This is a genomic window from Oxalobacteraceae bacterium OTU3CINTB1 (assembly GCA_024123955.1).
Taxonomy (GTDB): Bacteria; Pseudomonadota; Gammaproteobacteria; order Burkholderiales; family Burkholderiaceae_D; genus Rugamonas.
The window spans coordinates 1,655,988-1,675,709 of sequence record CP099652.1 but is presented as its reverse complement, the minus strand read 5'-3'; the positions used below and the strand labels follow the sequence as shown (position 1 = coordinate 1,675,709).

Annotated in this window: 9 protein-coding genes; 4 read left to right on the top strand and 5 right to left on the bottom strand. The window is 63.6% G+C overall.

Translation table 11 applies throughout. The features are described 5' to 3' along the window. The first annotated feature begins 67 nt into the window (after positions 1–67). Positions 68–1,942 (top strand): sensor domain-containing phosphodiesterase, encoded by a 1,875-nt coding sequence (locus tag NHH73_07205; GenBank protein ID USX28061.1) that lies wholly within the window; start codon positions 68–70, stop codon positions 1,940–1,942. Positions 1,943–2,085: 143 nt separating this feature from the next. On the opposite strand, the gene NHH73_07200 is transcribed toward NHH73_07205, so the two are convergent. From NHH73_07200 to NHH73_07190, 3 genes are all read right to left on the bottom strand, one after another. Continuing rightward, positions 2,086–3,765 carry an alpha-amylase family glycosyl hydrolase gene (locus tag NHH73_07200; protein USX28060.1) on the bottom strand — a complete coding sequence of 560 codons (1,680 nt, stop codon included), beginning with the start codon at positions 3,763–3,765 and terminating at the stop codon, positions 2,086–2,088. A gap of 56 nt (positions 3,766–3,821) precedes the next feature. Continuing rightward, complete coding sequence (locus tag NHH73_07195) at positions 3,822–5,453, bottom strand: alpha-D-glucose phosphate-specific phosphoglucomutase (protein ID USX28059.1); 1,632 nt, start codon at positions 5,451–5,453, stop codon at positions 3,822–3,824. A gap of 159 nt (positions 5,454–5,612) precedes the next feature. Further along, entirely contained in the window at positions 5,613–6,938 is a 1,326-nt protein-coding gene (locus NHH73_07190; protein USX28058.1) for an MFS transporter, read from the bottom strand. Between the two features lie 225 nt (positions 6,939–7,163). Between NHH73_07190 and NHH73_07185 the strand changes: the two genes are divergently transcribed. Both NHH73_07185 and NHH73_07180 read left to right on the top strand, forming a co-directional pair. Then, complete coding sequence (locus tag NHH73_07185; protein USX28057.1) at positions 7,164–9,572, top strand: DUF4968 domain-containing protein; 2,409 nt, start codon at positions 7,164–7,166, stop codon at positions 9,570–9,572. A 62-nt stretch (positions 9,573–9,634) separates the two neighbouring features. Beyond that, entirely contained in the window at positions 9,635–11,461 is a 1,827-nt protein-coding gene (locus NHH73_07180) for a M2 family metallopeptidase (protein USX28056.1), read from the top strand. A 73-nt stretch (positions 11,462–11,534) separates the two neighbouring features. Here NHH73_07180 and NHH73_07175 read toward each other — a convergent pair whose 3' ends face one another. Further along, a complete protein-coding gene (locus NHH73_07175) occupies positions 11,535–14,276 on the bottom strand; it encodes a TonB-dependent receptor (protein ID USX28055.1) in 2,742 nt (913 codons plus the stop codon). A 581-nt stretch (positions 14,277–14,857) separates the two neighbouring features. Here NHH73_07175 and NHH73_07170 point away from each other — a divergent pair. After that, complete coding sequence (locus tag NHH73_07170) at positions 14,858–18,211, top strand: alpha/beta hydrolase-fold protein (GenBank protein USX28054.1); 3,354 nt, start codon at positions 14,858–14,860, stop codon at positions 18,209–18,211. On the opposite strand, the gene NHH73_07165 is transcribed toward NHH73_07170, so the two are convergent. Next, a complete protein-coding gene (locus NHH73_07165; protein ID USX28053.1) occupies positions 18,201–19,721 on the bottom strand; it encodes an EAL domain-containing protein in 1,521 nt (506 codons plus the stop codon). The genes NHH73_07170 and NHH73_07165 overlap by 11 nt on opposite strands. Position 19,722: the final 1 nt, after the last annotated feature.

Here is a 19,722-nt window from a genome sequence, read left to right as displayed (position 1 = left end):
CGCGCCCGCCAGTGCCTCACCCCGCATTGAATAGCACCTTGTCAACCAATTAACGAATGACCGGACCATGACTATTTCTTGCCAACTCAACGAAGCGCGCCGGCTGGAGGCGCTCAATAAACTCAACCTGCTCGACACGCCGCCCAGCGACGCCTTCGACCGCATCACCCGCATGGCCGCGCGCCTGTTCGACCTGCCGATTGCGGCGGTGTCGCTGACGGACGCCGACCGTCAATGGTTCAAGTCGCGCGTCGGCGTCGAGCACACCTCGATCCCGCGCCTGCAAGCGCCGTGCGGCGAAGTGGCCGACAGCAGCAGCGTGCTGGTGATCCCGGATTTGCTGAGCGATGCGGCCTTCCGCGACAGCCCGCTGGCCGCCAGCGGCATCCGCTACTACGCCGGCGCGCCGCTGACCACCGTCGATGGCTACTGCCTGGGCGCGATGTGCGTGCTTGGCACCGAGCCGCGCGAGACCACGCAGGCGGAACTCGACATCCTGTCCGACCTCGCCGCCATGGTCATGGCGCAGATCGAAATGCACCACTCGCTGGGCCGCATGGACCCGCTCAGTGGCCTGCCGAACCGCAACCAGTTCATCGAAGACTTCCAGGATATGCAGCGCGACCGCCCCGCCAACGAGCAGCGGCTGGCGGTACTGATCAACCTGGCCACCCCCGGCCAGATGTCGCACGCCGTGCGCGCGCTCAATCCAACCTTCCTCGACGAACTGGTGATCGATTCGGCGGCCTGGATACGCGCCGAGACGGGGCCGCACCGCAAGGTCTATCACGTCGCCGCCATGCAGTTCGCGCTGCTGTCCGAGCCTGGCGTAAAGCTCGAAAACTATTTGCCGATCCTGGAAGAGAAATTGGAGATCGGCGTCAGCATCAGCAAGCTGCGGTTCGTCACCACGCCGTCGATCGGCGTCACGCCGTTCGAAGTCGGTACGGCCGATGGCTTGAACGTGCTGCGACAGGCGCAAAGCGCCGCGCAAGACGCCTTCGACAAGACCACCCATGTCGCCGTGTATTCGGCGGTTGAAGACCGCTTGTATCAGCGCCGCTTCGACCTGCTCAACGACTTCGCGGCGGCGCTGACCAGCCGCGATCAACTGCGGCTGGTGTACCAGCCGCGGATCGACATCGCCAGCGGCGAATGCATCGGCGCCGAGGCGTTGCTGCGCTGGACCCACCCGACGCTTGGCCCGATCGGTCCCGGCGAATTCATTCCCATCATCGAACGCTCCGGCCTGGCCCAGGCGACGACGGCCTGGGTGCTGAACCGGGCCTTGCGCCAGCAGCAGGCATGGCGCAAGGCCGGCCTGGCGCTGCAGCTGTCGCTCAACGTCTCGGCCTCCAATCTGCTGGAGCCGGACCTGGCCGACCGTGTGGTCGCCGGATTGGAACAATATGGGCTGCCGCCGGAATGCCTGGAGCTGGAGATCACCGAAAGCGCCATCATGGAGCAGCCGGTCAAGGCCAACGCCATGCTCGAAGCGCTGGCCGGCACCGGCGTGCACCTGGCGATCGACGACTTCGGCACCGGCTACAGCAGCCTGTCGTACCTGCAGCGCATGCCCGCCAATGTGGTCAAGATCGACCAGTCGTTCATCCTCGGTCTGGAGGACGACTATCGTCAACAGGGTCTGGTCAAGACCATGATCACGATGTCGCAGGATTTGGGACACCGCGTGGTGGCGGAAGGCGTTGAGCGCGGCGACGTGCTGGCGTTCCTGCGCTCGGCCGGCTGCGACGAGGCGCAGGGGTATTTGTTCGCGCGTCCGCTGGAGGTGGAAGCCTTCGCGGCGTGGTGCCGCGACAGCAGCGCGTGGGACGATGCGGTCGCCGCGAGCACTCCCCGGCGCGAGGCGCGCGCATTGTGCTCGCTGACGCGGCCGAAGGTTAACACGGCGGCGTCGCGCCGCCGCCACCAGGCGCGTTAGACACCGTGGAGACACGTAGGGCGGATTAGCGAAGCGTAATCCGCCATGCATGCGTTTCGACGGCCCATGCATTGGCGGATTACGGCGTTCCGCCTAATCCGCCCTACGTGGTTTAGACAGGATTCGAGTTCCCGAGCCCCCCGTTATTGCCCGATCAGCACGATCGCGTTGCGCGTGCCGAAACCGACTTTGCCGCCTTTGACCACCGCCGTCTTGCCCGAATAGTAGTCCCTGACCTTCTGGCCATTGGCGAACACGCCGTGCACATTGATCGTGCTGGCCTTATCGGTCGGCAGGTCCAGTGCCACGACAACCTTGTCGCGCAGCCCACCCTTGTCGTACGTCCGCTTGAATACATACGGCTTGGCTTGCAGCTGCTGGTGCACGCCCGCCCCCACCGCCACGTGCGCCTGGCGGAACAGGCCCAGCTTGCTCCAGTGCGCGCGCACGTCGGCGATCTTGTAGCCGTCGCGCGCGGTGTTCTGCTCCAGCTCATCCCAATTCATGAACGTCCGCAGCTTGGCATCGCCCACCGCGTCGGCCTGATCGAGCTTGCGCGCGGTTTCGTCACCGTAGTAAATCTGCGCGGCGCCGGGCGCCAGCAGCAGCTTGGTCGCGCTCTCGAACGGCTTTTTGCGCTCGCGGTCGAACGGCTGGTCGTAGTCGTGCGAATCGAGATAGTTCAGCACCGAGTAGCCGTTCAAGACGCCGCCATGCAGCGCATTCGAGTAGCTGCTGAACAGCGCCTCGTAATCCTTGTTCGCATCGCGTACCAGGCCGAAGTTGATCAGGCTATCGAAGCCGTTTTGATAGTAATTCGCGCTCTGCCCACCCAGGTCGTAATTCTGGCCGTGGGCGATATCGTAGTTGTAGACTTCCGCCGTCATGTAGAACTTGTCGTCGCCGAGCTTCTTGTCCGGATTGGCGCGCTTCCAGTCCTCGAACGCGGCATCGGCCACGGTGCGCAATTCCTTCCACACCCCCGCCTCGACGTGTTTGACGGTGTCCGCGCGGAAGCCGTCCACGCCGAACTTGCGTATCCAGTCGGCGTGCCACTTCATCAGGTAATAACGCGGCGCGCGCGGATAGCCGGTGCGCTTGAAGAACTCGTCGAGTTCCTTGACCTCCTGCGTATAGCGGCCTTCGCGACGCCACTTTTCCACCAGCTGCGGCGGCAGCTCGACCTCCTCGTTGCTGTCGGTGCGCACGTCGGGCAGGTTCTTCACCAAGGTGCATTCGATGGTGGTCTTCGCGTCCTTGTGCGTGCACGCCGGCTCGGTGCGCACCCACTGCTGCGGCCATGCCTTGTCGATCGTCGTCTCCGGACCGATGTGGTTCATCACCACGTCGAGGATGACGCGGATGCCGCGCGCGTGCGCGGCCTCGACGAAATTGCGGAAATCGGTTTCGGTGCCCAGGTTGGCGTCGACGGCGGTGAAGTCTTTCGCCCAGTAGCCGTGGAAGCCGTAGGACTTGCCGGTGCCTTCGTCGGTGCCTTCGTGGATCTGCTCCACCGGCGGCGTGAGCCAGATCGCGTTCACGCCCAGGCTGTCGAAATAGCCGTCGTTGATCTTGTTGGTGATGCCGGCCAGGTCGCCGCCCATGAATCCGCGCAGCGGCGCGGCGTCGGCGTTGCGGCCATAGGCCAGGTCATTGCCGGTGAAGGCGTTGTTGAAGCGGTCCGTCAGCAGGAAATAGACTGTGGCGTTCTCCCACAGGAATGGTTTTTTTGCGGCCGCCGGCGGTGTCGGCGATTTAGCCACCGATTTTGCCAACGGCTCTGCGGCCAATGCCGGCGCGCCGAAGGCCATCGCCAAAGCCATTGCAAGAGTCGTACGTTTACTCCACTTCGTCCATTCCATGCTGTCGTCCTATGTAGTTATGTAGTGACGGTCGGACGCGCGCGTCCGGTCCATCCTTCAATGCCGCCGACCTGCTCGGCGATCAAGATCAATGCGGAAAGCGCCTGCTGGGTAGGCAGGTGGTGCATGGCAGGATCGTCCTCGTAGCGTTCCAGATAAACGCGCAAGGTCGCCCCTTCCGTACCGGTGCCCGACAAACGGAACACGATGCGCGAGCCGTTGGTCATGACGATGCGGATGCCCTGCTTCTTCGACACCGAACCGTCGATCGGATCGGTGTATTCGAAATCGTCGGCGAAATCGACGACGTAGTGGCCCAGGTCCGTGCCCTTCAAGGTCGCCAGCTTGATGCGCAGCGAATCCATCAGCTCATTGGCGCCTTCGACCGGCACGCCCTCGTAGTCGTGACGCGAATAGTAATTGCGGCCGAAGCGCGCCCAATGCTCGCCGACCAGCTGCTCGACCGACTTGCCGGTGACGGCCAGCAGGTTAAGCCAGAACAGCACGGCCCACAGGCCGTCCTTTTCGCGGATATGGTCCGAGCCGGTGCCGTAGCTCTCTTCGCCGCACAGCGTCGCCTGGCCGGCGTCGAGCAGGTTGCCGAAGAACTTCCAGCCGGTCGGCGTCTCGAAACTCGGGATGCCCAGCGCGGCGGCCACGCGGTCCGACGCCTGCGACGTCGGCATCGAACGGGCGATGCCTTTCAGGCCGGCCTTGTAGCCCGGCGCCAGCGTCGCGTTCGCGGCCAGCACGGCCAGGCTGTCCGACGGCGTGACGTCGAACTTGCGGCCGACGATCATGTTGCGGTCGCCGTCGCCGTCAGAGGCGGCGCCGAAATCCGGCGCGTCGTCGGCGGCCATCAGCTCGATCAGCTGGGCGGCGTTGACGGGGTTCGGGTCCGGATGGTGGCCGCCGAAGTCCTCCAGCGGCTCGCCGTTGATGACGGTGCCGGCCGGCGCGCCCAGCATCCCTTCCAGGATCGCTTTTGCGTAAGGGCCGGAGACGGCGGACATGCCGTCAAAGCACATGCGGAAGCCGCCGCCGAACAGTTTTTTGATGGCGTCGAAATCGAACAGCTCCTGCATCAGTTCCGCGTAGTCGGCCACGGAGTCGATCACTTCGACGTCCATCTGCTCGATGCGCGAGGCGCCGATTTTATTCAGGTCGATGGCGGCGGCGTCGCTGATGCGGTAGGCGGTGAGCGTCTCGGTGCGCTGGAAGATCGCCTCGGTCACGCTCTCCGGCGCGGGACCGCCGTTGGCGATGTTGTACTTGATGCCGAAGTCGCCATCCGGTCCGCCCGGATTATGGCTGGCCGACAGCACAATGCCGCCGAGCGCCGCGTGCTTGCGGATCACGCAGCTGACGGCGGGTGTCGACAGGATGCCGCCCTGGCCCACCAGCACCTTGGCAAAGCCGTGCGCCGCCGCCATGCGCAGGATGACCTGCACCGCCTCGCGGTTGTGGAAGCGGCCATCGCCGCCGACCACCAGCGTCTTACCGGCGACATCGCCCAGCGTATCGAACACGCTTTGCACGAAATTCTCAAGATAGGACGGCTGCTGGAAGACGGTGACTTTTTTCCGCAGGCCGGAAGTCCCCGGCCGCTGGCCGGGGAAAGGTGTGGTGGTGACTGTCTGAATGCTCATGTTCGCTCCGGGTGGATAAGAATGACAAATTGGTGACATCGGGTGACAACGACGGGTTGCAATTCCGCCCAATCACGCGTCACCGCGCTGCGACGGTTGTACCTGTTCCGGCCAAATCGCGTCGCACAACATACTTGTCTCACGAACAATATTACATCATCAGCCCTTGGGGTCCGCGTTATCCTGGACGGACATCGTCAAAACCGCCGCCACCAGCATGCACACGCCGCCCAGCATCAGGGTCTTGACGGCGTGGCCGTCGAACACCTGCTTGGTCATGAAGCCGAGCAGCAGGCCGCTGACGATCTGCGGAATCACGATGAAGAAATTGAACACGCCCATGTAGTAGCCCATGCGGTTGGCGGGCAGCGCGCCGGCCAGGATCGCGTACGGCATGGTCAAGATGCTGGCCCAAGCGATGCCGACGCCGATCATCGGCACGAAGGCCATGTTCGGATCCTGGATCGCGAAAAGGCTGATCAGGCTCGCGCCGCCGATGGCCAGGCAAGTCATGTGCACGACCTTGCGGCTGGTGTGGCGCGCGAACACCGGCAGGATGAACGCGGCCAGCGCGGACACGCCGCTGTAGACGGCGAACATCACGCCGACGTGGTTGCCGGCCTGCTGGAAGGCGGCCGATTGCGCGTCGGTGGTGCCGTAGACGCTTTCGCCGATGGCGTTGGTGGTGTAGATCCACATCGCGAACAGGCCGATCCAGGTGAAGAACTGCACCGCCGCCAGCTGCACCATCGTCTTCGGCATTTTGCCAAAGCCGCTGAAGATCTCCGTCAGCGCGTGGACCAGGCCACGGCTGCGCTGCTGCTCGGCGCGGAACGCTTCCAGGTCGCTCGGCGGTTCTTCCTTCGCCGTCAGCACGGTCCACATCACGGCGAGCATGTAAATCGCGCCGCCGGCGTAGAACGAATAGCGCACGGTGTCCGGTATCGCGCCGTTGACCGGCACATTGCTCACGCCGAGATAGTCGGCAAAGATGGTCGGCAGCAGCGAGGCGATCACCGCGCCCCAGCCGATGAAGAAGGTTTGCATCGCGAAGCCGGCGGTCTGCTGCGACGGTCCGAGCTTGTCGCCGACAAAAGCGCGGAACGGTTCCATCGAGACGTTGATCGCGGCGTCGAGCATCCACAGCACGATCACCGCCATCCACAGCGCCGAGGAATTCGGCATCAGGAACAGCGCCAGCGACGCCAGCACCGCGCCGATGAAGAAGAACGGACGGCGGCGGCCCCACAGCGGGTGCCAGGTATTGTCGCTCAGGTAGCCGATGATGGGTTGCACCAGCAGACCGGTGACCGGGGCAGCCAGCCAATACAGCGATAAATCGTCGGGATTGGCGCCGAGCGTGGAGAAAATCCGGCTGGTGTTAGCATTCTGCAGCGCGAAGCCGAACTGGATACCGAAAAAGCCAAAGCTCATATTCCATAGCTGCCAGAACGACAGTATGGGCTTGCTGCTGGAAGATTTCATGCGACGCGTCCCGATTATTGAAATTTGTAGCAAAATAACACGACACCCCATGTGTGTCAATTGAAAGGATACCAAGGTAAAATAACGCTAAACGGCGCACCTTGGACCAAATTTCGTCGCCAAATGTAGCCAAACAACAGAACATTACACATCACGAGACTTTTAACCGACATGACAAGCAATCCCTTCGTTAAACTTGCCGTTTTGCCATTAGCACTATTCACCATGTTTGCCGGCCACACCCCGTCCGCGCTGGCGCAGAACGCCGGCCGCATCTTCGCCAGCGCCAAGCTGCATGGCGGCTTCATGGAAGTGCGCACCAGCGACGGCGTTTACCTGATCAAGCCCTACACCCGCAGCATCATCGAAACCACCTTCATCCCCGAGGGCGAAACGGCCGATCCGGCCTCGCACGCGGTGGTGCTGGCGCCGGCGGCGGTGACCACCTCGTTCTCGGAGAAGGCAGACAAGATCGAATACGCGACACCGGGCCTGGTGGTCACGGTCACCAAGTCGCCGTTCCAGATTTCGTACGCGTACAAGGGCAAGCAGCTGGTCGCGGAAAAGAAGGGCTACATGAAGGTCACCGACGACGTCGCGACCGGCAGCAAGGATATCAACAAGGGCGCGCCGCGCGTGCTGGAGGCGATCGAATTCGCGCTCGACAAGGACGAAGCGTTGTATGGCGCAGGTGCGCGCGCGGTCGGCATGAACCGGCGCGGCAACCGCTTCACGCTGTATAACAAGGCGGACTACGGCTACGGCGCGACATCGAAGCAGCTTAACTACGGCATGCCGATCGCGCTGTCGTCGAAACTGTACGCGCTCCATTTCGACAACACCCGCACCGGCTACCTCGATTTCGACAGCAAGAAGGACAACAGCCTGCGCTGGGAAACCATCGGCGGCCGCAAGACCTATCAAATCGTCGCCGGCGACAAATGGGAGGACGTGGTCGACAACTATACCTACCTGACCGGCAAGCAGCCGATGCCGCCGCGCTGGGCCTTCGGTAACTTCGCGATGCGCTTCGGCTACCATAGCGAAACGGAAGCGCGCGCGGTGGTCGACAAGTTCATCGCCGACGACATCCCGCTCGACGCCATCGTCTTCGATCTGTACTGGTTCGGCAAAGAGGTCAAGGGCACGATGGGCAACCTGGCCTGGGATGCGGACAACTTCCCCAACCCTATCGGCATGATCTCGGACTTCAAGCAAAAAGGCGTGCAGACGGTGGTCATCAGCGAACCGTTCGTCGTCGACACCTCCAGCCGCTGGAAGGAAGCGGTCGACAAGAAGATCCTCGGCACCGACGCCAATGGAAAGCCGCTGGCCTATGACTTCTTCTTCGGCCATACGGGCCTGATCGACATCTTCGGCCAGCCCGGCAAGGACTGGCTGTGGAATATCTACCGCGACCTGCGCCTGCAAGGCGTGACCGGCGTCTGGGGCGACCTGGGCGAACCGGAGCTGCATCCGACCGAGATGCGCCACGCCACCGGCAGCGCCGACGACGTCCACAACATCTACGGCCATCAATGGGCCAAGCTGGTGGCAGAGGGTTACGAAAAGGACTTCCCCACCGAGCGTCCGTTCATCCTGATGCGCGCCGGCTACTCCGGCACGCAGCGCTACGGCATCATCCCGTGGTCGGGCGATGTGGACCGCAGCTGGGCCGGACTGCAATCGCAGCCGGAGATCTCGCTGCAAATGGGGATGCAGGGCGCCGGCTATATGCACTCGGACCTGGGCGGCTTCGCCAACCCGGTGCTGGACAACGAGCTATATGCGCGCTGGCTGCAGTACGGCGTATTCCAGCCGGTGTTCCGCCCGCACGCGCAGGAGGAAGTGCCATCGGAGCCGGTCTTCCGCGACAACAGAACCAAGGCGCTGGCGCGCGACGCCATCCGCATGCGTTATCGCCTGCTGCCATATAACTACACGCTCGCCTTCGACAACAACCAGAAAGGGCTGCCGCTGATGCGCCCCATGGTGTACGAGGAACCGGGCAACGCCAAGGTCCGGGCGATGTCGTCGACCTACTTGTGGGGCAAGGACTTCCTGGTCACGCCGGTGATGAAGGCCGGCGCCACCAAGGCCGACGTCTACTTCCCCGCCACCGCCGCGTGGTTCGACTTCTATACCGGCGAGCGCCAGGCCGGCGGCGCCACCCGCTCGGTGAAACTAAGCCCCGACCACGTGCCGGTGTACGTGCGCGCCGGCGCCTTCATCCCGATGACGCGCGTGGTGCAGACGACGCGCGACTACACGACCAAGAACATCGAGCTGCACTACTACCACGACGCGTCGGTGAAAACCGCCACCGGCAAACTGTATGACGACGACGGCCTGACCGCGCAAGCGTTCGAGCATGGCAAGTACGAGCTGGTGACCTTCACCAGCAAGGTGTATCGGCGCGGCCTGTCGATCAGCATCGACTCGGCCATCGGCGACAACTGGCGCCGGCCGGAACGCAGCGTCGACCTGACGGTGCATAACGTCGGCGCCAAGCCGGCATCGGTGCGCGTCGACGGCAAGGTGACGACCTTCGCCTGGGACGCCGGCAGCAAGCTGCTGACACTGGTGCTGCCACCCAACGCCATGCCTTCGCGGACGGTCTCCATCGCCCTGTAAGCGTGTATGATTGCTGGCCATCGACTCAGAGGATTCGATGGCCGACAAGACTACCCAGGGAGATGCACTTGACACCAAAAATTATCAGCACGCTGCTGGCGGCTTCCGCCATGACAGCCGTCAGCGTTACCGCGCTGGCCGCCCCCGCAAAAAAACCCACCGTCGCCGAAGCGGAACGCTTTTTGGCCGACACGGAAGAACGCCTCAACAAGCTCAACAACGAACAGGCGCGCGGCGCCTGGGTCGGTTCCAACTTCATCACCGATGACACCGAGGCGATCGCCTCCTACTTCGCCGAGCGCTATCTGACGGCGTCCGGCGAAGCGGCGATCGGCGCGCGCCGTTTCAACGGCCTGAAACTGCCGGCGGAATCGGCGCGCAAGCTGATGCTGCTGCAGCAAACGCTGGTCTTCGCCGATCCGAAGGAGCGCGAACAATACGCCCAGCTGCAGGCGGCGATGAACGGCGCCTACGGCAAGGCCAAATACTGCGTCAAGAAGGACGACGGCACCGGCGACGCCTGCATGGCGCTGGGCGAGATGGAAAAGGTGCTGGCGAACAGCCGCGAAGAGCCCAAGCTCAAGGAAATGTGGCTGGGCTGGCACGCGCAATCGCCTTCGTACAAAAACAAGTACACCGAATACATCGCGCTGTCGAACAAGGGCGCCAAGCAGATGGGCTTTGCCGACACCGGCGCCATGTGGCGCGCGCAGTACGACATGCCGCCGGAAGCCTTCGCCGCCGAAATGGAGCGCCTGTGGCAGCAGGTCAAGCCGCTGTACGAATCGCTGCACACGTACACCCGCTACAAGCTGCGCGAAACCTACGGCCCGGACGTGGTGCCGCTGACCGGCCCTATTCCGTCTCACCTGTTCGGCAATATGTGGAGCCAGAGCTGGGACAACCTGTACCCGATCCTTAAGCCGAAAACGGGCGCCAGCGGCTACGACCTGACCAAGGTACTGGAAGCGCGCAAGACCGACGCCAAGCAGATGACGCAATACGCCGAGCGTTTCTACACCTCGCTGGGCATGCAGAAGCTGCCGGCCACGTTCTGGGAACGCTCGCTGCTGACCAAGCCGCGCGACCGCGACGTCGTCTGCCACGCCTCCGCCTGGCCGCTGAATGAAAAGGACGACGTGCGCATCAAGATGTGCATCACGCCGACGGCGGAGGACTTCACGGTCATCCACCACGAGCTGGGTCACGTCTACTACTTCCTGGCCTATAACAAGCAGCCCTTCCTGTTCCGCAATGGCGCCAACGACGGCTTCCACGAAGCGATCGGCGACACGGTGGCGCTGTCGATCACGCCGGATTATCTGAAGAAGGTCGGGCTGATGGAGCAAGCGCCGGAAGCCGACGCCGATGTCGGCGACCTGCTGAAGCGCGCGCTGTCGAAGGTCGCGATCCTGCCGTTCGCCTACTCGGTGGACAAGTGGCGCTGGGATGTCTATGCCGGCAAGACCAAGCCGGATGACTACGACAAAACCTGGTGGCAGTTACGCGAGCAATACATGGGGATGAAGCGCCCGGCCGCGATGGTGGCCGGCGGTTTCGATGCCGGCGCCAAGTATCACGTGGCGGCGGACGTGCCGTACGCGCGCTACTTCCTCGCCGACATGCTGCAGTTCCAGTTCCACCGCGCGCTGTGCCGCGAGGCCGGTTATACAGGTCCGCTGAACCGCTGCTCGGTGTACGACAACGCCAAGGCCGGCGCCAAGCTGCAGCAGATGCTGGCGATGGGCGCCAGCAAGCCATGGCCGGAAGCGCTGAAGGCGATATCGGGCGAGGACAAGATCGACGGCGGCGCGCTGCTGGAGTACTTCGCGCCGCTGAAAACGTGGCTGGACCAGCAAAACGCCGCCTTCGCCGCCGCCCAGAAATAAACTCCTGAGCCATAAGAAAAAAACCCTCGCCGGCTTGCGCTGGCGAGGGCTGAAGAGCTCAGATACTACCGGTTTAGAACTTGTAGTTCACGCCAGCGATCACGGTGCGGCCATACTTCGCGTATTCCAGCTGCTGGGCGCGGTCGCCGTTATAGGTTTCATACGCGGCGTTGCGCAGGTTGTTGACCTGCAGAACCAAGCCAACACCCTTCATCGCACCGCTGTTGAAGGTGTAGCCGATCTGGAAGTCGACGACATTCTCACCCACCACATAACGCAGCGCGCGGTCGTTCGAGAAGTTGCCGATCTCGCCGACGAAGTCGGAACGACGACGCTGGCTGATGCGCGTTTCAAACCCATTCTTCTCGTAGTAAGCGGTCAGATTGGTGGTGCGCTTCGACAGGCCCGGCAGCGGGATGTTCGAACCGATGCTGCCGCTTGGATCTTCAATGGCGATCTTGCTGTCGGTGTAGGTGGCGCTGGCGCTCACACCGAAGCCGTCGAGCACCGGGGTCAGCATGTTCAGCGGCATCGAGCCGGACAGCTCCACACCCTTGAGGATGCCACCGTTGCCGTTATAGGCGGCGGTGTAGTTACCGGTGCGGCGGTTCAGCGGCAGGCCATCGGCCGTCACGAAACCTGCCGGGAAGTAGTTGGAGAAATCGTATTCCTTGGTCTGCGTGAAGATGTAGGTATCCAGCTTCTTGAAGAACGCGGCGGCGGCGACATACGCCTTCTTGGCGAAATACTTCTCGTACGAAATGTCGACCGCCTTGGCGCGCCATGGGTCCAGGCGGGCATTGCCGCCGCTGGCGCTCGGCTCGCGCTTGGCGGTGTCGACGTTGATTTCCAGCGCCGAACGCAGCTGGTCCACCCGTGGGCGCGCCAGTTGCTTGGCCAGGCCGAAACGCACGGTCTGGTCGTGTTCGAAGCCGAACGCCAGGTTCAGGCTCGGCAGGAAGTCGGTGTAGCTCTTGCCGTCGTGGACCGGCTTGATCTGGCTGCCGGCCGGGGCGCTGTTGTCGACATAGCGCGAGTCGGACGACTGGGTGGTGTTCTGCATCTGCACGCCAACGTTACCGCGCAGGCTCACCGTCGGGCTCAGTTCCGTCTCGATGTTGGCCTTGGCGAAGCTGGTCACGACTTTCTCGTTGACCGTCCACGCTTTCGGGATCAGGTAGGTCAGGTCTTCGCTCGGCTGGAACGACATGAACTGGCTGACCATGCCCGGCACGTTCCAGGTCGGAATCGAGCCGGCGCCGGCGAAGCCGAGGTCCGCGTTGCCATACTGCAGGCTGCCCGGCACGGCGATCGGCGCGCCGACCAGGTTGATGGCGCCTTCCGCCTGGCGCTTGCTCTTGCTGCGGTCGGCGTAGTTGACGCCGAAGTCGAAGCTCGAGAACACTTTTTCCAGATCGCCGCCGGCACGCACGTTGGCGGTCAGCTTGGCGCCCTTCAGTTCGTCCTCCACGCTCGGCACCTTGCCGTAGCCGGAGCCGTAGATGGTGTTGCCGACGAACAGGTTGGCCGGGTTGCTGTAATCGAGGCCGGTGGTCAGGCGCGAGTAGCCGCCATTGCCGTAGCCCAGGCTGACCTTGTCGAGCAGGGCCGATGCGCCGCCGTTGCTGTATTGCAGATTGTTTTCCAGGCCGGTTTCGTTGCGCTTGGCTTTCGAGTAGTTCAGGTCGGCGAAGATGGTGAAGTCGTTGTTGCGGAATTCATTGCTCCAGCCCAGCGCGCGGATATCGTCCTTGCGCTTGTTGTACATGCCGCGCACCAATGGACGCACGTTGTTGAGCGTGCCGCCGGCGATGGTGCCGTTGTTGACCTGCACCGGGTTGTAGTTCGATTCGCTCTGTTCCAGCGAGATTTCCAGCTGGTTGGCGGTTTCCTCGGCCTTGAAGCGCGACGCGTATACGTCCAGGATGCTGGTCCATTGCTTGTTCGGACGGTATTGCAGCACGCCCATGACGCCGTCGCGCTGGTTCTCGCCGCTGCGGGCCACGGCCTTGATGCCGTTCGAGGCGAAGGTGCCGGCCGGCAGGCCGTTGCGCGCATCACGTTTCCATGGCTCGTAGAGGCCGGTTTCATTCGACAGGATCGGGGTCTCCAGGCGCGCGTAGCCGAGCGCGATACCGATCGTGCGGTCGGCGAACTGGTCGATGTAGCTGGCGCTGAAGCGGTTGCCGGTGTCTTTCGCGTTGCCGATTTTGCCCAGCGAATTCTTCTCGCCACGGGCGTTCAACGCCACGGTGCGGCTGGAGAAGTTCAGCGGACGCACGGTTTGCATGTCGATGGTGCCGGACAGGCCCTGGCCGACCAGGCCGGCGTCAGGGGTTTTGTAGACGGTCACGCCGCTCATCAGCTCGGACGGGTATTGATCGAACTCGACACTGCGGTTGTCGCCGGTGCTGACCTGCTCGCGGCCGTTCAACAAGGTGGTCGAAAAGTCGGGCGACAGGCCGCGAACGCTGATGACCTGGGCACGGCCGGCGACGCGCTGGGCGGCCAGGCCTGGCAGGCGCGAGATCGATTCGGCGATGGAGACGTCCGGCAGCTTGCCGATGTCTTCGGCCGAGATGGCCTCGACGATGGAGCTGGAATCCTTCTTGACCGAGATCGCGCCCTCGATACCGCGACGGATACCGGACACGACGACGGACGCGATCGGCGCATCGGTCGCCGCCGGCGCGTCGGCGGTGGTCTGCGCGTAGGCCGGGCTGGCCAACGCGGCGACAAACAAAGCGCATCCCGCTGCGACCGGCTTTAGTGGAAATGCAGCGGTCTTGCTGCGCTTATTTGCGAAAATACTCATTCAATGTCCCCTCAACACGACATAAATTAATTTCCCGCAACATCAGGCGCACCGCATCGGGGCGTCACAACTACACGGGAATCCAAGGAAAAGCTGACGTTCTCAAGACGTTCTGGCAAGAATTTTGTACTAAAACTAGATTCACTGTCAATTGAACTTCTGTTTACCTACGGATTGCGGGGCTTGGAGGCAAGCGGCCTCCCTATGAAGATGCGTTTGCCGTTGTATTTCCACTACAGGGTCATGCCGAATCATATGTAGTAGAACTACATATTTTCCGAAAAAACGACGTGTTTTTGAAAGCAAATGTCAGTTTACTGCTGAGTTGTCGGCATGCCGGCGCCGTCGCAGGCCGCGAAAATGCGCGCTATTTCGTCACGCTGCCGAAAAACCACAAGATTTTTGTATTTCGAGTAAATTTCGCGGTAGCGCTCTGCTTGGTCGTGTCGTCAATACAGGGAATTTCCCGGCCCGGGGGATAACATACCCGGTTCGAGACGCGAAACCGGCTGTTGTAGTACGACTACGTAACGCCCACCGTGGATATCTATAAAGAAAAGCATGACACTGGAGATACAACAATGAGTTTTCGCCTGACCGCGCTGTGCGCCGCCATGTCCCTCGTCTCGCTGGCATCGGCCGCAACGACAGCCACCGCCAACTATCCGACCTGGGACGGCAAGCAGGAGACCGTCCGCTATGCGACGCCGGATGCCAACGCAGCGCTGCGCAGCTACACGCAGGCGACCACGATGCGCGTGCGCGAAGGCGGCAAGCAACAAATCACCTATCAGGAATCGGCGGCCCTGCCGACGGTGCGCAGCGGCACCCTGGCCTTCGACGCGCTGTTCGCGCTGGCCGGTGTCGAGATGAAGCAGGACGCCGTCAGCGAAATCCGCGACGGCAGCTACAACGGCGGCAACGCCATTCCCTGCGAGTGCTTCGAAACCGGCGAGTTATGGCACTACGTGTGGACCCGCGACCTGTCCTACGCCGCGTCGCTGGGCCTTGGCATGCTGGATCCGCAACGCGTGCGCAACTCGCTGCTGTTCAAGCTGTCCGGCTACCGCGATGGCGTGCAGCCGGGCGCGCACGTCGCCGGCAGCGCGGACGGCCTGCAAATCATTCAGGACACCGGCAGCGGCGGCAGCTGGCCGGTCAGCACCGACCGTGTCAGCTGGGCCTTCGGCGCCGACGAGGCGCTCAAGGCGCTGGCGCCGGACGAGCGCCGCGCGTTCGCCGCCACCGCGCTCAAGGCGCTGACCAACACCCTGGAAAACGACAGAATCGCCGTCTACGACCGCGCCGATGGCCTGTACAACGGCGAAGAATCGTTCCTCGACTGGCGCGATCAAAGCTATGCGGCCTGGATACCGGGCGACCTGGCCAGCATGGCGACATCGAAGGCCTTGTCGACCAACGCCGGCCATTACAAGGCGCTGACACTGGCCGCGCAACTGGCGGCGGAACAAGGCGACAAGGCGCTGGCCGTCAAGTACGCGGCGTGGGCGGCGGATTTGAAGCGCGTCATCAACCAGCGCTTCTGGCAGGCCGACACCGGCATGTACAGCAGCCTGACCGCCGGCCACTTCGACGGCGCGCCGCTGTACAAGTACGACTGGCTGGGACAGTCGCTCGCCATCGTCACCGGCATCGCCGACGAACGGCAGGCGCAAAGCATCCTGGCGCGCTATCCGCATGGTCCGCTCGGCGCGCCGGTGATCTTCCCGCAGCAGGCCGGCATGGCCGTCTATCACAACCGCGCCATGTGGCCTTTCGTGACGGCCTATGGCCTCAAGGCGGCGGCCATGCACGGCAACGTGGCGGTGGCCGACGCGGCCTACGACACGCTGATGCGCGGCGCCGCGCTGAACCTGTCCAATATGGAGAATCTGGAATGGATCTCCGGTCAACCGATGCTGGAGGATAAGCGCAAGGTGGACGGCAAGCAGGTCGACCTGAGCGGACCGGTGGTCAACTCGCGCCGCCAACTCTGGTCCGTGGGCGCCTATCTCGGCATGGTGGTGGGCGAGGTATTCGGCGTGCGGACGATCGACAGCGGCATCGCGCTCCGGCCTTTCGTTACGGCCAAGCTGCGCCGCGAAGCCTTCGCCGGCACCGACGTAGCGACGCTGGACAACCTGAAGGTGCGCGGCAAACGCCTGCGCGTGCGTCTGCTGCTGCCCGCCGCCGCGCCATCCGGCACGCAAGGTTACTACGCGGTCGACAGCGTGACGGTGAACGGCAAGGCCGCCACCCAATCGCTGGATTGGTCGGCGCTGGCCGACGACAACCAGATCGACATCCGTTTGGGCGAGCTGCTGCCAGGACGGCAGGAGAAGCGCGACGTCCGCGCAAAACCGCTGGCCGAAGATCCGTCGGTGTACGCGCCATCCGAGCCGCGCATCGCCAAGCTGGAACGGGGCAGCTACGGCTTCCCCACCCTGCACATAGCGCATCCCGGCGCGAGCAAGGGTGTGGTCTACAACATCTACCGCAACGGCGAACTGGCGACGCAACGCATCACGGCGCGCAAGTGGGCCGATCGCCGCGCGCCACGACCCGGCAAGGGCGATGGCGAAAATCTGTGCTACGCGGTGGAGGCGATGTATAGCGGTTCCGGCAACCGCAGCCACCACAGCGCGCCGGTGTGCCTCGAAGCGGGCCTCGAAATCGGCGCCGCCGACGCCCGCATCCAGTCCGGCATTGCCGCCAGCGGCGGACGCATCGCCGGCTGGGGCGCGCCGGCGGACAAGTTTGCGGTGAACGACATCAAGGTGGCGCGCGACGGCAGCTATGCGCTGCAGATCGAGTACCGCAACACCGCGCACCAGATCAACCTGGGCATCAGCGGCGGCGTAAAATGGCTGTCATTGAAGGACAACAGCGGCAAGATCGTGGCCGGCGGCGTGGTGCAGTTGCCGCACTCGCCGGAGCAGGCAGGCCCGTCGTATTCGACGCCGATCCGCGCCGTGCTGAAGGCCGGCAGCTACCGCTTGGAACTGGAGGACCACTACAACATGACCTACCTGAAAAGTAACACCACCTACAGCGACGCCGGTGGCGTGAAGGGACCGTCGAACAAGTTCGACATCCACGGCGTGCGCGTCATGCCGGTGGCACCGCAGGCCGGCGCCGATGCCGGGGCCAGCGCTGGCGCCGACGCGGCCGCCGCGCCCGCGCCGGCCGGCACCATCCGCATCGTCGAAAATTTCGCGTCGCCGCAACTGGGCAACAGCCGCAATCTGCGCATCTACCTGCCGCCGGGTTACGAAGCCAATCCGCAGCGCCGCTATCCGGTACTCTACATGCACGACGGCCAAAACCTGTTCGACGCCAGGACCGCCGCTTTCGGCGTCGCATGGGATATCGGCATCACGATGGACCGCCTGATCGCCAGCGGCGCCATCGAGCCGGCCATCGTGGTCGGCATCGACAACACCAAGGACCGCATGGACGAATACACGCCCTGCTGCGATCCGAAACACGGCGGTGGCAAAATCGACGCCTACATGGCCTTCATCGTCGATACGGTCAAGCCGTGGGCCGACGCCAACCTGCGCACCCTGCCCGGCCGCGAGCACACGGCCATCATGGGTTCCTCGCTGGGCGGACTGGCCTCGGTGTATATCGCCCAACGGCATCCGGAGATCTTCGCCAAGGCCGGGGGCGTATCGGGTTCATTCTGGTGGAATGACGGCGCGTTCATGAAAAACGTCCCCGCGCGGCAGCCGGTCAAGTTCTACCTCGACGCCGGTTCCAAAAAAGACGGCATCGAGCACACGCTGAAAATGCGCGACGCCATGCTGGCGCAAGGCTACAAGCTGGATGAGGATTTGTATTTTTACGAGTCGCCCGATGGCGTCCACAACGAAAAGTCGTGGGCGGCGCGCGTGCACCTGCCGCTTACCTGGTTCTTCGCCCCTACGAAGTGATCAACTCGATGCACCGGCCGCGGTTGGCCAGCAAGGTCTCCACCTCGCCGGGCGAGACGGCGGGGCTGAGGCAGAAGCCGAACGCTTCGTCGCAGTCCATCGCCATCAAGCGCGCCAGCTGATCGCCGGTTTCGACGCCGCCGGCGATCACCCGCATGTTCAGCGTGTGGGCCATGGCGATGATGGCGCGCACCATGGCGCCGTCTGCCGCGCCCTTGGCGGCGGCCGTGTTGGCGGCCTTCGGGCCATCAAGCATGTCGGCGGGCTGGCGCGCACCCTGCAGCTCGTCGATAAAGCCCTTGTCGATCTTTACCACGTCAACCGGGAAGCGCCGCAGATAATTGAGCGAGGCGTAGCCGGTGCCAAAATCGCTGATCGAGATGCGCACGCCGAGCTCCTTCAAGCGCCGCAAGGTGCCCTCGCAATTCTGGTTACGGTCGATCAGCATGCCTTCGGTGATTTCCAGCTCGATCAGGTGGCCCGGCACGCCGGCTTGCTCCAGTATCGCGGCGAAGGTCTGGGCGATGTCCTTCTGGTAGAACTGGCGCGGCGACAAATGCACCGACACCGTCAGCGGCAGTCCGCGGTCCATCCACAATCGCGCCTGCGCCGCCGCCGTCGCCAGCACCCAGGCGCCGACCGGCAGGATCAGCGCACTCTCCTCGAGCACCGGCAGGAAATCGAGCGGCATCACCAGGCCGAGCTCCGGGTGGTTCCAGCGCAGCAGCGCCTTGACGCCGGTGATGCGCTGTTCGCGCAGGTCGAGCCTGGGCTGGTAGGCCAGCACGAATTCCTTGTGGTCGAGCGCGTGCCGGAGCGCGGTCTCCAGGATCAGCCGCGAGTATGCCTTCACCTGCATGCTCGGCAGGAAGCGCACGCTGGTGCCCTTGCCGCGCTGCTTGGCCGCGTACATCGCCAGGTCGGCCTTCTCGACCAAGTCTTCGATGCTCTCGTCGTCATCCGGGTAGACCGCCACGCCGACGCTGGCGGCCACCGGCAGCGACTCGCCGTGGATGGTGAACGGGGCGCCGATGGCGGCGATGATCTTCTCGGCTACCTGGCGCGCGTCGTCGGCCTCGCGCAGCTCCGTCAGCAACAGGATGAACTCGTCGCCGCCCTGGCGCGCCACGGTATCGACCTCGCGCACGCATTGGCGCAGCCGCTGCGAGAACTGCACCAGCACCTGGTCGCCGGCGTCGTGGCCGAGCGTGTCGTTGATATGTTTGAAATGATCGATGTCGACGAACAGCACCGCCAGCAGGCTTTTGTGGCGCCGCGCGTAGGCCACGCCGTGTTCCAGCCGCAGCTGGAATTGCAGGCGGTTGGGCAGGCCGGTCAGGCAGTCGTGATGGGCGATGAAGTCGAGCCGCATTTCGGTGTCGCGCTGGGTTTCCAACGCGCTTTGCAAATGCGCGCAGCGCCGGCGCAGCACGCGCGCGCGCGTTTCGCCATACCATAGCGCAAACAGACACGGGGTGACGCCTATCAATGCCGGCCACAGGAGCTCCATG

Excerpts from the sequence above, each read along its gene's own strand:
- NHH73_07180 (USX28056.1), top strand. The coding sequence starts at position 9,635 with ATGCACTTGACACCAAAAATTATCAGCACGCTGCTGGCGGCTTCCGCC.
- NHH73_07200 (USX28060.1), bottom strand. The coding sequence starts at position 3,765 with ATGGCTTTGGCGATGGCCTTCGGCGCGCCGGCATTGGCCGCAGAGCCG.
- NHH73_07185 (USX28057.1), top strand. The coding sequence starts at position 7,164 with ATGTTTGCCGGCCACACCCCGTCCGCGCTGGCGCAGAACGCCGGCCGC.
- NHH73_07195 (USX28059.1), bottom strand. The coding sequence starts at position 5,453 with ATGAGCATTCAGACAGTCACCACCACACCTTTCCCCGGCCAGCGGCCG.
- NHH73_07205 (USX28061.1), top strand. The coding sequence starts at position 68 with ATGACTATTTCTTGCCAACTCAACGAAGCGCGCCGGCTGGAGGCGCTC.
- NHH73_07170 (USX28054.1), top strand. The coding sequence starts at position 14,858 with ATGAGTTTTCGCCTGACCGCGCTGTGCGCCGCCATGTCCCTCGTCTCG.
- NHH73_07175 (USX28055.1), bottom strand. The coding sequence starts at position 14,276 with ATGAGTATTTTCGCAAATAAGCGCAGCAAGACCGCTGCATTTCCACTA.
- NHH73_07165 (USX28053.1), bottom strand. The coding sequence starts at position 19,721 with ATGGAGCTCCTGTGGCCGGCATTGATAGGCGTCACCCCGTGTCTGTTT.
- NHH73_07190 (USX28058.1), bottom strand. The coding sequence starts at position 6,938 with ATGAAATCTTCCAGCAGCAAGCCCATACTGTCGTTCTGGCAGCTATGG.